The sequence below is a fragment of the Limnohabitans sp. MMS-10A-178 genome (genome assembly GCF_003063375.1).
Taxonomy (GTDB): domain Bacteria; phylum Pseudomonadota; class Gammaproteobacteria; order Burkholderiales; family Burkholderiaceae_C; genus Limnohabitans_A.
This window is the reverse complement of the sequence record NZ_NERY01000001.1, coordinates 214,178-230,163: the sequence shown is the minus strand read 5'-3', so window position 1 is coordinate 230,163 and position 15,986 is coordinate 214,178. Positions and strand designations below refer to the sequence as shown.

Below are 15,986 nucleotides of genomic sequence, written 5' to 3'. Positions count from 1 at the left end.
AAATTGGCAGCTGTCCTTTTTTCGCCGCGAGCAGCGCTCGTTGTTTGGCGAAATTTTGGACTGGATGCTCACGCCTTTGCTCTTGCTGTGGCCAGTGAGTTTGGCGCTCACTTGGTTGGTGGCGCAAGGCCTTGCCAACAAGCCGTTTGACCGAGCCTTGGTTTACAACGTCCAAGCACTTGCGCAATTGGTCAAGCTAAGCCCAGATCAACAAAGCTTCCAATTCAACTTGCCGCAACCAGCCAGTGAATTGCTTCGAGCTGATGATGCCGACCTGGTTTATTACCAGGTCACAGGTCCTCAAAACGAATTGCTGGGCGGTGATCGAGATCTGCCACAGCCGCAAGAAGAAGAAAAATTGGGCAGTTTCGAAGTCAAAATTCGCGACGATGAAATGCGCGGACTTGAAGTGCGTGTGGCCTACACCTGGGTTCAATTGACATCTGAAAAGTCGCCATCCGGAACAGGCCCGGTGTTGGTTCAAGTGGCAGAAACGCGAGAAAAAAGATCTGTTTTGGCTACCGAAATTATCAAGGGGGTGATGCTTCCGCAGTTTGCAATTTTGCCCTTGGCGGTTTTGCTGGTGTGGCTGGCCTTGGTTCGCGGTATCAAGCCTTTGTCTGAATTGGAAGAGCGTATTCGCTCCAGAAAATCGGATGACCTCAGTCCCCTGGATGAAAAAGCGGTACCACTTGAAGTGGCGCCATTGGTGTCTTCGGTGAATGACTTGCTGCGACGTTTGAAAGATTCGATCGGCACACAAAAAAGATTCTTGGCAGACGCAGCCCATCAGTTGAAAACGCCATTGGCAGGCCTGCGAATGCAAGCCGATCTCGCGCAAAGAAAAGATGCAGGCGAAGATGAGTTAAAGCAATCGCTCAAGCAAATTGGCCGCGCGAGCGTGCAAGCAACCCACACTGTGAATCAACTTTTGTCGCTGGCGCGCGCGGAGGGTGGCGGCGCCATTGATTTTCAAACGTGTGACATGGAGGCTTTGATCAGTGAAGTACTCAACGACTCATTGCCACACGCCATGGACAAGGGCATTGACCTGGGCTATGACGGCGTTGACTCAGAAAAGAAACGCAAGTTTTTGAAATTGCAGGGCAACCCAACCTTGCTCAAAGAAATGATTCGCAACTTGGTGGATAACGCCATTCATTACACGCCAAGCACGCCCGAAAGAATGGGCATCATCACCGTTCGCTTGCTTGTTGACCCTTATAGCAAAGCACTTGCCGTGCAAGTTGAAGACAACGGCCCAGGCATTGCGGCGGCAGAAAGGGAGCGTGTCTTTGAGCCCTTTTATCGGGCGCTTGGCAGCAACGTCGATGGCTCTGGTTTAGGCTTGCCCATTGTGCGAGAAATTGCACAGCGCCACGGCGCCAGCGTGACGGTGGAAGTAGCGCACCCTGGACAAGCATTGCCTGGTGCGTGCTTCACCATCCGATTTGCGCCAGCAGCTTAACTTGGCTTGTACAAGTTCAGTTGAAGTCGCTCGCGCTCAATGACCACGCTGATGGCCTCATTGGCAGATACTTTTTGCACATGTGCCCACAATGCAGGGTAAGTGCTTGGGTCGATGCCGGCAATCGAGCCCCACCGAGTGAGCGTTAGCGCATAAGCATCAACAGGCCCGATGTTGTCGCCAAACAACCAAGGCGATGTTGACGACTGCACCAAGGCCTCTAACTCAGACAACAGCCCTTTGTAGATTTGCGTGTTGAACACTTTCAGATTGGCTTGTACGTCTGCCTGATCGCTGAATTTGTGCGGCATGAAAATGTGCGTGAAGGTGGGATGAATGGTGTTGTTCATCCATGCCAAAGTTTCAATTGCCTTGGCGCGTGCAACGGGCTCAGTGGGTAAAAACTGGCACGCCGGAAACTTTTGATCAAGGTACAAAATGATGGCCAGAATTTGGGTAATCACTTGGCCGTTGTCGATGAGCACGGGCACTTGACCCCGCGGGTTGATCGCCTTGTACTCGTCACCGTTTTGTTCACCTTTGTGCAATTTGACCATGATGGGCTCAAAGCTTGCACCCGTCACTTGTAACAGGCTGTGCGGCACAAAAGAGCAGGCGCCTGGCGAAAAATAAAGCTTCAAACTCATGGTGTTTTCCTTTTGATTTCAATGTGATCGGGATTGATCTGCTGAGTGGTTCGTTCAGGCTCGCGTGCGCTGGGCGGCGCCCACCCCCAAGCCTTGAAGGCACCTTCTTGCCAAATGTAGAACAGGCCGTTCAGGAACAGCAAAACCAGTATCAGCCAACGCAGCTTTAGAAGTTTCATACAGGCCTCACACTGACTTCTGAGCTGTTGATTTTGACCAAGCCTTGGGGTGTTTGAATTTGCAATACGCCATCTGAATCAACGCCCTCGCACTTGCCTTGGTGACCATCACTGCTTGTCACCTCAAGACCTTTGATGGCGTCGCGCGCATTGAAGCGAGCTTGCAATTGTGCAAAGCCGTCCGTCTCAAATTTGAGAAGCGAGGCAATTAAGGGCTGTGTGATGCGTTCAAGCGCGGCTGGTGCGTTAACGCCTTCCCAAAACTCGTCGATAGACGCGGCGGGCGTTCTCAGGTTGCGCTCGACGGGTAGGCGGATGTTCAAGCCCACACCGACCACCACATAGCTTTGGCCGCCTTGGCTGGCAGCTTCAACCAAGATGCCGCCAAGCTTTCTTTGATGGCACCACAAATCGTTGGGCCACTTCAATTGGACTTCAGGCCCCAGCGATTCTGCCAAGCTCAGGCCCACAGCCAAAGAAAGCCCTGACCAATTGCTGGGTTGATACGGAAGTCCGATTGAAAAAGTAAGGGCGTCACCAAGCTCGCCTGCCCATGTGCGGCCTTGTCGGCCGCGGCCCGCTGTTTGACGTTCAGCCACCAGCAAGATGGGCTCATGCCGCCCGGCTCTGGCTCGCCGCATGAGTTCGGTATTGCTGGAATCTATTTCCGGCAAAATTTCAATGCTAAAGCCAGGCAGTTGCCCAACAACCGCCTCCCAAATGGCTTCAGCTGGCCAGCGGTGAACAGGTGTCCAATCGCTCAAGTTTGACCTTTATCAGTGAATGGCGTTGAAGCCAGATTTGCTCAAGCTTTCTTTTTGACTTGCTTCAGCTCTTTTTTGAGCTTCTTGATTTTCTTTTCAATCTTTTTGATTTGGCTTGGAATTTTGGGCGTTGCGGGCCTGCGCTTGGGCGCCAACAATGTTTTGCGGCAATTGGGGCTGCCACACCAGCAAGGGTATTCCGCCTTCAATTTGGGCGTGTAGGGCTCGTCAATGATCAAGCCGTAGTCGTAATTGAGTTCTTCACCGGCCTTGATGTTGCGCAGGGCCTTGATGTAAATGCGATCGTTGTCTTCATCGGCTTCACAGTTGGGGTTGCAGCTGTGGTTGATCCAACGCGAGGAGTTCCCGCCGTGCAGGGCGTCAATCACCTTGTCTTCGTTCACATGAAAATAGAAGGTGTGATTGGGGTCAGACGGGTCGTGCGGGTGGCGGTCTTGCGCTTCGTCCCAGCTGATGATTTCACCCACATACTCAAACAAGGTCTCGCCTTCTGCAAGGTCTTGCAAGGCAAACACACCTTTGCCGTGGACGCCAGAGCGGCGAACTTGCACGCGGCGGCCTGACGCCGGTAGCGCCTTTGATTTGGCGCGAGGCTGGGTGGCAGGCTTTGAAGTCGATTTTGTCGACGCGAGATTATTTTTGACCACGGCGTTAAAAATTTGTTATGGTGAAAACATGTGGGCGCGCGTGTGCGCGTGCCCGTGTGTGTACACGTGCGCATGCGCGCACGCGAGACCGGATTGTATGAGATGAAAACATTGGTTATTGCAGAGAAGCCTTCGGTGGCTCAAGACATCGTGCGTGCTTTGACGCCGATTGCGGGTAAATTTGAGAAACACGAGGACCACTTTGAGAGTGAAACCTATGTGGTCACCAGCGCGGTGGGCCACTTGGTGGAAATTCAGGCGCCCGAGAAATTTGACGTGAAACGCGGCAAGTGGAGCTTTGCCCACTTGCCGGTTATCCCGCCCTATTTCGACCTCAAGCCCGTGGACAAGACCAAAACGCGCCTGAATGCCGTGGTCAAACAGGCCAAGCGCAAAGACGTGGGCGCCTTGGTCAACGCCTGTGACGCGGGGCGAGAGGGTGAGTTGATCTTCCGCCTCATTGAACAATACGCCGGCACGCAAAAGGCGGGGCATACCATTCCTTTGGGCAAGCCGGTGCAGCGCCTGTGGCTGCAGAGCATGACGCCGCAAGCCATTCGCGATGGCTTTGACAAGCTGCGCTCTAACCAACAAATGCAAGGCCTGGCCGATGCGGCGCGCAGCCGCTCCGAAGCCGATTGGCTGGTGGGCATCAATGGCACTCGTGCCATGACGGCCTTCAATTCACGCGATGGCGGTTTCTTTCTAACCACTGTGGGCCGTGTCCAAACGCCAACCTTGGCCGTGGTGGTTGAGCGTGAAGAGCAAATTCGCAAGTTCATCAGCCGCGACTATTGGGAAGTGCATGCACAGTTTGATGCCGCTGCCGGCACCTATCCTGGTAAGTGGTTCAATACAGCCTGGAAGAAAGACGTCGAAGACGCTGAAAAGAAAGCCGATCGCGTTTGGACAGCTGCCGAGGCTGAGGCCATTGTGCAGGCCGTTAAAGGCGCCAAGGCCACCGTCACAGAGGAGGCCAAGCCCACCACGCAGGCCAGCCCCTTGTTGTTTGACTTAACCTCGCTTCAACGTGAGGCCAACGGCAAGTTTGGCTTCTCGGCCAAAACCACTTTGTCTCTGGCGCAGTCTTTGTATGAGCGCCACAAAGCCCTCACCTACCCGCGTACCGATTCGCGCGCTTTGCCCGAAGACTACCTGCCCGTGGCCAAGGACACCTTCAACATGTTGGCCGACAGCGGCATGAAGCATCTGGCGCCGCATGCCCTCACAGCGCTCAACAACGGCTATATCAAGCCTTCTAAGCGTATTTTCGACAACGCCAAGGTCAGCGATCACTTTGCGATCATTCCGACCTTGCAGGCCCCTTCTGGCCTGTCTGATGCCGAACAAAAGCTTTACGACTTGGTGGTGCGTCGCTTTATGGCGGTGTTTTTCCCCAGCGCAGAGTACATGGTGACCACCCGCATCAGCACGGCGGCAGGGCACAGTTTCAAAACCGAAGGCAAAGTCTTGGTCAAACCAGGCTGGTTGGCCATCTACGGCAAAGAGGCCGCCAATGAGGTGGACGACGCCAAAGAAGGCGACAAGGGCCAAAACTTGGTGGCGGTGGCGCCCGGTGAAAAAGTGGGCGTGGGCGAAGTTGAAAGCAAGCCACTCAAAACCCGGCCACCCGCTCGATATTCAGAAGCCACTTTGCTGGGTGCCATGGAAGGCGCAGGCAAGATGGTGGACGACGACGAATTGCGTGAAGCCATGCAGGAAAAAGGTTTGGGCACGCCAGCCACGCGGGCGGCCATCATTGAGGGCCTCATCAACGAGAAATACATTTTGCGCGATGGCCGCGAAATGATTCCTACCGCCAAAGCTTTCCAATTGATGACCTTGTTGCGCGGTTTGGGTGTGGAGGAATTGTCTAAGCCCGAACTGACGGGCGAATGGGAATACAAGCTGTCGCAAATGGAGCAAGGCAAACTCAGCCGCGAAGACTTCATGCAACAAATTGCCAACATGACCGAGCACATCGTCAAGAAGGCCAAAGAGTACGACCGCGACACCATTCCGGGTGACTACGCTACTTTGAGTACACCCTGCCCTACCTGCGGTGGCATTGTGAAAGAGAACTATCGCCGCTATGCCTGCGTGGGCAAAGATGCTGCAACAGATGACACGGCTGCTGCAGGGTGCGGCTTCTCATTTGGCAAAACACCCGCTGGCCGAACCTTTGAGCAGGCTGAAGTTGAGCAATTCTTGCGCGACAAAAAGATTGGCCCGCTGGAAGGTTTCCGCTCCAAAGCGGGTTGGCCATTCACTTCTGAAATTGCACTGAAGTACAACGAAGAAGAGAAAAACTGGAAGCTCGAGTTTGACTTTGGCAATGACAAAAACGCCGAAGAGACCGGCGAGATTGTCGACCTGACGGGCAGTGAGTCTTTGGGCGCTTGCCCCAAATGCGGTGGCGCTGTGCATGAGCACGGTAGCAACTATGTTTGTGAAAAAGCCGTGCCCACTGAAGGCCAGCCAACACCCACTTGCAACTTCAAGAGCGGCAAAATTGTGTTGCAACAAGTGGTGGAGCGCGAGCAAATTGCCAAGTTGCTCAGCACCGGCAAAACAGACTTGTTAGAAAAGTTTGTGAGCAATCGCACTCGCCGTGCTTTCAAAGCTTTCTTGTCTTGGAACGCAGAGGAAGACAAAGTGGTGTTTGAGTTTGAGCCGCGCACCAGCAAGTTCCCACCGCGCAAGACACCTGCTAAATATGCAGCTGGCGCAAAAACGGCCGCGGGCAAAGCTGCAGCCAAGACTGCCGGTAAAACCACTAAAGCCCCTGCCAAAAAAGCAGCTGCTAAGAAAACAGCAGCAGCCAAAACTCCCCGCAAAGCCTCGGTGGGCAACCTCACACCCAGCGCCGACTTGGCCGCCGTGATTGGCCCCGACAAAGTGGCACGCACAGAAGTGGTGAAAAAGTTGTGGGATTACATCAAGGCGCAAGGCTTGCAAGACCCCACCAACAAGCGCGCCATCAATGCCGACGCCAAACTCAAACCGGTGTTTGGCAAAGATCAAATCACCATGTTTGAATTGGCTGGGTTAATTGGCAAGCATTTGTCTTGATTACTTTGAAATCACGCGAACCATTTCCAAGCACTTGTTGGAGTAGCCCCACTCGTTGTCATACCAGCTGACAATTTTGACAAAGGTAGTGTCCAAAGCCAAACCTGCATCAGCATCAAACACGCTGGTGCAAGGTTCGCCGCGGAAATCGGTGGCCACTACTTTGTCTTCGGTGTAACCCAAGATGCCTTTCAAAGCGCCTTGTGATTGAGCTTTCATTTCTGCGCAAATTTCTGCGTAGGTGGCTTCTTTGTTGAGTTCAACAGTGAGGTCAACCACAGACACGTCAGAAGTAGGCACGCGGAAAGACATGCCGGTGAGCTTCTTGTTCAACTCGGGAATGACCACGCCCACAGCCTTGGCAGCGCCAGTGCTGGAAGGAATGATGTTTTCCAAGATGCCGCGGCCGCCGCGCCAGTCTTTGTTGCTAGGGCCGTCCACAGTTTTTTGTGTGGCAGTGGCTGCGTGCACAGTGGTCATCAAACCGCGCTTGATGCCCCACTTGTCGTTCAACACTTTGGCCACAGGAGCCAAGCAGTTGGTGGTGCAAGAGGCGTTGGACACAATGGCTTGACCGGCATAAGTTTTGTCGTTCACACCAAACACGAACATGGGGGTGTCGTCTTTGGAAGGTGCAGACATGAGCACTTTTTTAGCGCCAGCGGCCAAGTGTTTTTCGGCAGAAGCTTTGTCCAAGAACAAACCGGTGGCCTCGATCACGATGTCGGCACCGACTTCGTTCCACTTGAGGGCAGAAGGGTCGCGCTCTTGGGTCAAACGGATTTTGCGGCCGTTCACGATCAGGTTGTTGCCATCGACAGACACTTCACCTTTGAAGCGGCCGTGCACGCTGTCGTACTTGAGCATGTAAGCCAAGTAGTCAGGCTCGAGCAAGTCGTTGATGCCAACCACTTCGATGTCAGAAAAATTTTGAACGGCGGCTCGAAACACCATGCGGCCGATGCGGCCAAAACCGTTGATACCTACTTTGATCGCCATGATCTATTTCCTTTAAAGTTATTTGAATTTATTTCTTCTGCAGTGCCGCTTGCACGGTCTCGGCCACGTTTTCTGCCGTGAAGCCAAAGTGTTTAAAGAGCACAGGTGCTGGCGCTGATTCGCCATAGGTGTCGATACCCACCACTGCGGCCACACCATATTTCCACCAGCCATCGGTGCTGCCCATCTCTACCGCCACGCGAGGCAAGCCTGCCGGCAAGACTTCAGATTTGTAGCTGCTGGTTTGACGATCGAAGGTGGTGGTGCTGGGCATTGACACTACGCGCACACCAATGTTTTTAGCGGCCAACAACTCTTGGGCTTTCAGCGCCAATTGAACTTCAGAGCCTGTGGCAATGATGACGGCCTTGGTCTTTTTAATGCCCAAGCGTGAGGCTTCAGCCAACACATAAGCGCCGCGGCTGATTTCGCCCAAATCAGATTTGGGTGCGTAAGGCAAGTTTTGACGTGACAACAACAAAGCTGTGGGGCGGTCTTTGTTTTCCAAAGCCACGGCCCATGCCACAGTGGTCTCTGCGGTATCGGCAGGACGCCACACATCAAGGCCAGGAATCAAACGCAAGCTGGCCGCGTGCTCAATAGACTGGTGTGTGGGGCCGTCTTCGCCCAAACCAATGGAGTCGTGCGTGAACACATGAATGACGCGCTGCTTCATGAGCGCGGCCATGCGGATGGCATTGCGCGAGTAATCGCTGAATGTGAGGAAGGTGCCGCCGTAAGGGATGAAGCCACCGTGCAAAGTAACGCCATTCATGATGGCGGCCATGCCAAATTCGCGCACACCGTAATTGATGTGACGGCCAATTTGGCCTTTGTCGTTCTTCACCACATCGCCTGCCAAGTTCATTCGCAGTGCAGGCGTGGAAGAAGTGTTGGTGAGGTTGGAACCCGTGAGGTCAGCAGAGCCGCCCAACATTTCAGGCAAGGCAGCTGTGAAAGCTTCCAAAGCCAATTGGCTGGCTTTGCGACTGGCCACCGTTTCGGCTTTGGTGTGCGCTGCAATGACAGCGTCGACAGCTGTTTGTGCAAAGTTCTTGGGCAAGTCGCCTTTCATGCGACGTACAAACTCTTTGGCCAATGCGGGGTGGGCTGCTTTGTAGGCGGCAAACGCTTTGTTCCACTCGGCTTCGCGAGCTGCACCACTTTGCTTGGCATCCCAGTGGGCATAAACGTCTTTGGGAATGACGAAGGGCTCGGTGGTCCAACCCAATGCTTCGCGTGTGAGTTTGATTTCTTCTGCCCCCAATGGTTCGCCGTGAGCTTTAGACGTATTGGCGCGGTTGGGGCTGCCTTTGCCAATAGATGTTTTGCAAACAATCAGAGTGGGCTTGTCAGCGCTGTTTTTGGCGTCGGCAATGGCTTTGCTCACAGCCGCTGCATCATGCCCGTCTACGGCATCAATCACATTCCAGCCATAAGCGGCAAATCGCTGAGGGGTGTTGTCAATGAACCAAGGGGCCACTTGGCCGTCAATGGAGATGCCGTTGTCGTCGTACATGGCGATCAGCTTGTTGAGCTTCCATGCACCCGCCAATGCGCAAGCCTCGTGGCTGATGCCTTCCATCAAGCAACCATCGCCCATGAACACATAGGTGTGATGGTCGACGATGGGGTGACCAGGCTGATTGAATTCGGTGGCCAACAATTTTTCGGCCAAGGCCATGCCTACGGCATTGGTAATGCCTTGTCCCAAAGGACCTGTGGTGGTTTCAACGCCAGGGGTGATGCCAACTTCGGGGTGACCGGCGGTTTTGCTGTGCAGCTGGCGGAAGTTTTTCAACTCCGTCATGGGCAAAGGGTAGCCAGTGAGGTGCAGCAAGGCATAAATCAGCATGGAGCCATGACCGTTGGACAAAACGAAGCGGTCTCGGTTGGCCCAATGAGGATTTTTGGGGTTGTGTTGCAAATGCTCGCCCCACAAAGCTACCGCCATATCGGCCATGCCCATGGGCGCACCTGGGTGACCCGAATTGGCTTGTTGAACAGCGTCCATGGCCAGGGCACGAATTGCGTTGGCCATTTGATGAGCTGCGGGTTGGGTGATTGCCATGGGGGCTCCAAAAAGATAGTCGTGTCAATTTCACAAGTTAGCCCGATATTTTACTGTCCAAGAGTGCCCGCAAGCCCGACACCGTGGCAACATAGCGGGATGCGTTTGAATACCTTGGATTCCAATTTAGAGCCATCGGCTGCAAATGATTGGCGCGGCACGTCTGCCGAGACCTTGGCAACCGCCATGGTTTTAGCAGCAGGTCGAGGCGAGCGCATGAGACCACTCACAGACCATACGCCCAAACCCATGCTGTTGGTACACGGCAAACCCCTCATGCAGTGGCACATGGAAGCGCTGGCGGCGGCGGGGCAGCATGACATGCTGATCAACACGGCTTGGCTGGGCCCGCAAATTGAATCGCACTTTGGACTCAACCCAGACCTGCCAGAGGTTGGCCGTGTGCGTTTAAAGTATTCCCATGAGGGCAAAGATTTTGGCTATGCCTTAGAAACAGCTGGCGGTATTGTGCGGGCCTTGCCCTCCTTGGCCCCAGTATTTTGGGTGTTGGCAGGCGATATTTTTGCTCCCGATTTCAAATTCTCGGTTGAACACAAAACAACATTTCAGAACAGCCCTCAATTGGCCCACATTTGGTTGGTTCCCAATCCCCCGCACAATCCAGCAGGCGATTTTGGCTTGTCTGAAGAGGGCTTGGCACTGAATCTGCCAAAGCCTGCTAGCCTCTTCACTTTCAGCACATTCGCCTTGTACAAAAAAGAATTTTTCGACCCGGCCATCACAGGCATGCCCTTGGGCAATCCTCAAGGAAAAGCAGCGCCTTTGGCGCCCTTGCTAAGATCCGCAATGGATCGCGGGCAAGTAAGTGCTAGCCTATATACCGGAGCCTGGACCGATGTTGGCACACCAGAGCGCCTGCATGAACTCAATCAAACCAACTCGGCGCATTCAAAACCCACCCTCTAGAAAACGACCTCAAGATGACATTTGACCCCAACTTGTACGCAGCACGCCGTGCCAAATTGGCAGCCCTCATGGCCGCGCAATCGCCCAACAGCATTGCCATCATCCCCACTGCGCCCGAGCGCCAACGCAACCGCGACAGCGACTTTTTGTTCCGGCATGACAGTTACTTTTATTACTTAACGGGTTTCACAGAGCCCAATGCTTGTTTGGTTTTAAGCGCCGATGGCCGGTCAACTTTGTTTTGTCAGCCCAAAGACATGGAGCGTGAAATTTGGGATGGTGTGCGCTTGGGGCCAGATGCCGCAATCAAGCAGTTGGCTGTCCATGAAGCTTGGCCAAGCGCTGTGTTGGATGCCAAATTACCCGCCCTGCTAGAAAACAAAGCGGCCGTTTGGTATCCGTTTGCAACCCACTCCGATTTGTCAGCCCGCATTGAAGCCGGCCTGAATGCCGTGCGTGCTCGGGTCAGGTATGGCGCTTTGTGCCCTACCCAACAGCGCGATGTGTGCGACCTGTTGGACGAAATGCGCTTGGTCAAAGACGAACACGAATTGAACATCATGCGACGCGCTTCGCAAATCAGTGCTGGCGCACACATTCGCGCCATGAAGCGCTCTGCCGCCATGCTGCGTGCCGGACAAGAGGTCCGTGAATACCATTTAGACGCCGAACTGTTGCACGAGTTTCGCCAACACGGCTCGCAATACCCCGCCTATGGCTCCATCGTAGCGGGTGGTGCCAATGCGTGTGTGCTCCACTACCGCGCCGATGCGGGGCCTATTTTGAGTGGTGATTTGGTTCTGATTGATGCAGGCTGCGAGCTCGACGGCTATGCCAGCGACATCACGCGAACCTTTCCTGCCAATGGCAAATTCAGCGCCGCACAGCGCGAGCTCTACGACTTGGTGCTGGCCTCTCAAGATGCGGCAGTGGCGGCCACGCGCGAGGGCGCGCGTTTTGTCGATCCCCACGAAGCCACCGTGAAGGTCTTGGCTCAAGGCATGTTAGATGTTGGCCTGTTGGATGCCAACAAAGTGGGCCATGTGCAAGATGTGATCGCCAATCGAAATTATTTTCAGTTTTACATGCACCGCACAGGCCATTGGCTTGGCATGGATGTGCACGACTGCGGTAGCTATGTCGAGCCCTCAGAAGTGGGCACATTCAGTGAACGCAAAGACCCCTTGAGCGGCGAACTTATTAAAGACCGACCCAGTCGGGTCTTGCGGCCCGGCATGGTACTGACCATCGAGCCGGGTATTTATGTTCGACCCGCACCGGGTGTGCCAGAGCGCTTTCACAACATCGGCATTCGCATTGAAGACGATGCGGTTGTGACGGCCAATGGCTGCGAATTGATGACCCGCGGCGTGCCGGTAAAAGCCGATGAAATTGAGGCTTTGATGCGCGGTTAAGCAGGCCAAGCTCAGCAGCATCTGCGTTTCACTTTTGCTTTGAAGTCAAAAGTCTGCCTACTTTGTATGCGGCTTTCCACAAAGGCCGCCAATGAACTGGCGTCTAAAATGGGATGATGCAGAGCTTAAGCCCCTCACTCGTTGAGCGGGCGGTTCGTGCCCTAAAGGAGACAACACATGGCGAAAGTCAATGCTGAAGAGCGCCGCGCTCAATTGCGCCGAGCGGCGCTTGAGTACCACGAGTTCCCCACACCTGGAAAAATTGCAGTCAGTGCCACCAAGCAGTTGGTGAATCAGCACGACTTGGCCTTGGCTTATACGCCTGGCGTGGCCGCACCTTGCGAAGAAATTGTCAAAGACCCCGCGGCCGCATTCAAATACACCAGTCGCGGCAATTTGGTGGGCGTTGTCACCAACGGCACGGCAGTTTTAGGCTTGGGCGACATTGGCCCTTTGGCTAGCAAGCCCGTCATGGAGGGCAAAGCCGTCTTGTTTAAAAAATTCTCTGGCATCGATGTGTTTGACATTGAGATCAATGAGAAGGACCCCGAAAAACTGGTTGAAATCATTGCAGCACTCGAGCCCACTTTTGGTGGTATCAACCTAGAAGACATCAAAGCCCCCGATTGTTTTTATGTCGAGCGCAAATTGCGCGAGCGCATGAAGATTCCCGTTTTCCACGACGATCAGCACGGCACTGCGATCACAGTGGGTGCGGCAATTTTGAATGGCCTCAAAGTGGTGGGCAAAGACCCAAGCCAAGTTAAGTTGGTCACTTCAGGCGCGGGAGCGGCAGCATTGGCTTGCTTGGGCTTGTTGCTCAAACTTGGCATTCGCCGGGAAAACATTTGGGTTACCGACTTGGCGGGCTTGGTTTACGAAGGCCGCACAGAATTGATGGACGAAGACAAGATTCAGTTTTCCCAAAAAACAGACCAGCGCACATTGGCCGAAGCCATTGACGGTGCCGACGTATTCTTGGGTTTGTCTGCGGGTGGTGTCTTGAAACAAGACATGGTGAAAAGAATGGCGGCCAAGCCCTTGATCTTTGCATTGGCCAACCCCAACCCCGAAATCTTGCCCGACGATGTCAAAGCGGTACGCGATGACGCCATCATGGCCACGGGCCGTACTGACTTCCCAAATCAGGTCAACAACGTTTTGTGCTTCCCCTACATTTTCAGGGGCGCTTTGGACTGCGGTGCAACCACCATCACGCAAGAGATGGAAATTGCAGCGGTGTATGCCATTGCCGACTTGGCGCAAGCCGAGCAAAGCGAAGTGGTGGCAGCGGCTTATGCCGGGCAGCCACTGGTGTTTGGGCCGGACTACCTCATTCCCAAGCCCTTCGACCCACGCTTGATGATCAAAATTGCGCCCGCAGTGGCGCAGGCTGCCGCCGACAGTGGTGTGGCTTCAAGGCCAATCACCGACATGGAAGCCTACCGTGAGCGTTTGCAAAGCTTTGTGTATGCCTCTGGCACCACCATGAAGCCCATTTACACCGCCGCCAAGCGCGGCTTGAAAAAGCGTGTGGCCTACAGCGAAGGTGAAGAAGAGCGGGTCTTGCGCGCAGCACAAATTGTGGCCGACGAAGGCTTGGCGCGCCCCACTCTCATCGGCCGTCCGGCCGTGATTGCCGAGCGCATTGTCAAATTCGGCTTGCGATTGAAAGAAGGCTTGGATTACGAAGTGGTCAATGTCGAGGACGATCACCGCTATCGTGACTTCTGGCAAACCTACCATCGCATGACGGAGCGCAAGGGCATTACGGTGCAGGTTGCCAAAATTGAAATGCGCCGCCGCTTGTCATTGATTGGCGCCATGCTTCTGCACAAAGACGATGTAGATGGCCTGATCTGCGGCACTTGGGGCACCAACGCTACGCATCTGCCCTACATAGAACAAGTGATCGGCAAGCGCGCTGGCGTGAACACTTTCGCATGCATGAACGGTTTGATGTTGCCCAACCGCCAAGTTTTCTTGGTCGATACGCATGTCAATTACGACCCCAGTGCAGAGCAATTGGCGGAAATCACGGTCATGGCTGCCCATGAAATGCAGCGCTTTGGCATTCGACCCAAGGTGGCTTTGTTGTCGCACTCCAACTTTGGTACATCCAATGAACCGAGTGCCGTGAAAATGCGTAACACTTTGGCCTTGCTGCAGAAAGATGCACCGTGGCTAGAGGTCGATGGTGAAATGCATGGCGACATTGCCCTAGATGGCCATGCCCGCGCCTTACAAATGCCAAATGGCACATTGCAAGGCGACGCCAATTTATTGGTCTTGCCCAATATCGATGCGGCCAATATTTCTTACAACCTGCTCAAAACGGCAGCAGGTGGCAACATTGCCATTGGCCCCGTTTTGCTGGGAGCTGCCAAACCAGTTCACATCCTCACGCCCAGTGCCACGGTGCGTCGAATTGTGAACATGACGGCGCTGACCGTCGCCGACGCCAACGCTGTTCGATAATTTCTGCGAGAAAATCCCCAGCCTTGGGGAAAGTACTTGCTTTTTTTAGCACATTGCGGCACACTAGCGCCTTCGAATTTCGGGGTTTACCCGTGGATTTTGAAGGTTGTCAGTGGGTGTGCGGCTTAATTTCACAGGAATGACATGCGCTCAAAAACGCTTGGTTTTGCTGGGATTGCCGTCTGTTTAGGGCTCTTTTTTGCGTCTTGCACTAATTTGGTGCAGGCAAAATCAGTTTCCGAAGCAGTTGTTACAGCACCCATCGCTTTACAGGACTTGCCCAAAGAGGGCCAAGAAACCTATCTGCTCATCCGCCAGGGTGGGCCGTTTCGTTACGAAAAAGATGGGGTTGTTTTTGGCAATCGTGAACGGCTTTTGCCTCCAGCGAGCCGCGGTTTTTATCGCGAATACACCGTCAGAACCCCAGGTGAAAAAACCCGTGGCGCTCGAAGAATTGTGTGTGGAGGGGATGAGCCCCGCTTGCCCAAAAAGTGTTTTTACACGCAAGACCATTACGCAAGTTTTCGGGAAATTGTGAATACGCCTTAAAAAAGCGTCAAGCCACAGTAGGTCATGAACGAAGTGAAGAGTGTTCTTAAAAGAGCATTCGCAATGTGTCAAACAAAAGCCCAAAAGGCTGGTTTTAAAAATTAGAGAGTGAGAACGGCGATGGACAAGCCAATTCGGCAGGACCAAGAAACACCTTTAAAGGGTGTACGTGCAAACATCGTCCAGTCAATTCGTGCTTTTCGCGTGAGCGATTTGCAGGAAGCGGCAGGCGGTTTGGGTCAACACTTTTTGTACGCCAATTTGTCGAAGGCGCAAAGCAAACAAGACGTGCTCGATTTGATCGCAGCCCAGTTCACGCTGCCTTCGCACTTCGGTAAAAACTTTGACGCGCTCTACGACAGCATGACCGACCCCCTTCACAAGTCTGGCCCGCAGCCTGGCTTTGTTGTGGTGTTGGAGCATATTCCTGCCAACTCCAAGTTTGATAAAGAAGCTCGCGAACAGTTGCTCGACATTTTCCGCGACACCGCCGACTATTGGGGCGATCGCAAAGTGCCCTTCCGCTGCTTTTATTCTTTCTCAGTGGCGCGTGCTGCAACAGCGGGCTCTGAAAAGCTGGCTGATGTCACCCCAGAGTTGGATGCAGACGGCGTAGAGATGGTCACTGAAGAGGGCGAGAAAATGCCAACCGACAAATTGGTCGATGTATCGCCATTGGCGCTGCGCATGAGCAGCCCATTCAATGCAGGTTATTGGCTCGCAGCTGCCTGACCCATTCACAAGCTGCT

The 15,986-nt window shown here is 53.9% G+C and carries 12 protein-coding genes and 1 pseudogene; 7 read left to right on the top strand and 6 right to left on the bottom strand.

The annotated features are described in order from the left end of the window. The first annotated feature begins 10 nt into the window (after positions 1-10). Positions 11-1,468 (top strand): sensor histidine kinase, encoded by a 1,458-nt coding sequence (locus B9Z32_RS01035; RefSeq protein ID WP_108420906.1) that lies wholly within the window; start codon positions 11-13, stop codon positions 1,466-1,468. On the opposite strand, the gene B9Z32_RS01030 is transcribed toward B9Z32_RS01035, so the two are convergent. From B9Z32_RS01030 to B9Z32_RS01015, 4 genes are read right to left on the bottom strand one after another with little or no spacing between them, the layout of a single operon-like run. Next, entirely contained in the window at positions 1,465-2,115 is a 651-nt protein-coding gene (locus B9Z32_RS01030) for a glutathione S-transferase family protein (protein ID WP_108419555.1), read from the bottom strand. The genes B9Z32_RS01035 and B9Z32_RS01030 overlap by 4 nt on opposite strands. Beyond that, entirely contained in the window at positions 2,112-2,294 is a 183-nt protein-coding gene (locus B9Z32_RS01025) for a hypothetical protein (protein WP_108419554.1), read from the bottom strand. The genes B9Z32_RS01030 and B9Z32_RS01025 overlap by 4 nt, the downstream gene beginning before the upstream one ends. After that, positions 2,291-3,058, bottom strand: a complete 768-nt coding sequence (locus B9Z32_RS01020; RefSeq protein ID WP_108419553.1) for a biotin--[acetyl-CoA-carboxylase] ligase — start codon at positions 3,056-3,058, stop codon at positions 2,291-2,293. The genes B9Z32_RS01025 and B9Z32_RS01020 overlap by 4 nt, the downstream gene beginning before the upstream one ends. Positions 3,059-3,099: 41 nt before the next feature. Beyond that, positions 3,100-3,630, bottom strand: a complete 531-nt coding sequence (locus tag B9Z32_RS01015) for an SET domain-containing protein (protein ID WP_233248163.1) — start codon at positions 3,628-3,630, stop codon at positions 3,100-3,102. Between the two features lie 198 nt (positions 3,631-3,828). On the opposite strand from B9Z32_RS01015, the gene B9Z32_RS01010 reads away from it, so the two are divergent. After that, positions 3,829-6,798: a DNA topoisomerase III gene (locus B9Z32_RS01010; protein WP_108420905.1), complete on the top strand. Its 2,970-nt coding sequence runs from the start codon at positions 3,829-3,831 to the stop codon at positions 6,796-6,798. On the opposite strand, the gene gap is transcribed toward B9Z32_RS01010, so the two are convergent. Together gap and tkt are read right to left on the bottom strand one after the other, a co-directional pair. After that, on the bottom strand, positions 6,799-7,797 hold the full coding sequence (gene gap, locus B9Z32_RS01005) for a type I glyceraldehyde-3-phosphate dehydrogenase (RefSeq protein ID WP_108419551.1): 999 nt from the start codon (positions 7,795-7,797) through the stop codon (positions 6,799-6,801). A 28-nt stretch (positions 7,798-7,825) separates the two neighbouring features. Beyond that, the gene (tkt, locus tag B9Z32_RS01000) at positions 7,826-9,868 is read right to left on the bottom strand and encodes a transketolase (RefSeq protein WP_108419550.1); all 2,043 of its coding nucleotides are present in this window, start codon (positions 9,866-9,868) and stop codon (positions 7,826-7,828) included. A 186-nt stretch (positions 9,869-10,054) separates the two neighbouring features. Between tkt and B9Z32_RS00995 the strand changes: the two genes are divergently transcribed. From B9Z32_RS00995 to B9Z32_RS00975, 5 genes and pseudogenes are all read left to right on the top strand, one after another. Continuing rightward, positions 10,055-10,795, top strand: a complete 741-nt coding sequence (locus B9Z32_RS00995; RefSeq protein WP_108420904.1) for a nucleotidyltransferase family protein — start codon at positions 10,055-10,057, stop codon at positions 10,793-10,795. Positions 10,796-10,809: 14 nt separating this feature from the next. Next, a complete protein-coding gene (locus tag B9Z32_RS00990; RefSeq protein ID WP_108419549.1) occupies positions 10,810-12,210 on the top strand; it encodes an aminopeptidase P N-terminal domain-containing protein in 1,401 nt (466 codons plus the stop codon). A gap of 177 nt (positions 12,211-12,387) precedes the next feature. After that, on the top strand, positions 12,388-14,688 hold the full coding sequence (locus tag B9Z32_RS00985) for an NADP-dependent malic enzyme (protein ID WP_108419548.1): 2,301 nt from the start codon (positions 12,388-12,390) through the stop codon (positions 14,686-14,688). Between the two features lie 144 nt (positions 14,689-14,832). Next, positions 14,833-15,237, top strand: coding sequence for a ribonuclease domain-containing protein (locus B9Z32_RS00980; protein ID WP_108419547.1), 405 nt, complete (start codon positions 14,833-14,835; stop codon positions 15,235-15,237). A gap of 120 nt (positions 15,238-15,357) precedes the next feature. Beyond that, positions 15,358-15,777: pseudogene (locus tag B9Z32_RS00975) on the top strand (barstar family protein); the annotation flags it as partial. Positions 15,778-15,986: the final 209 nt, after the last annotated feature.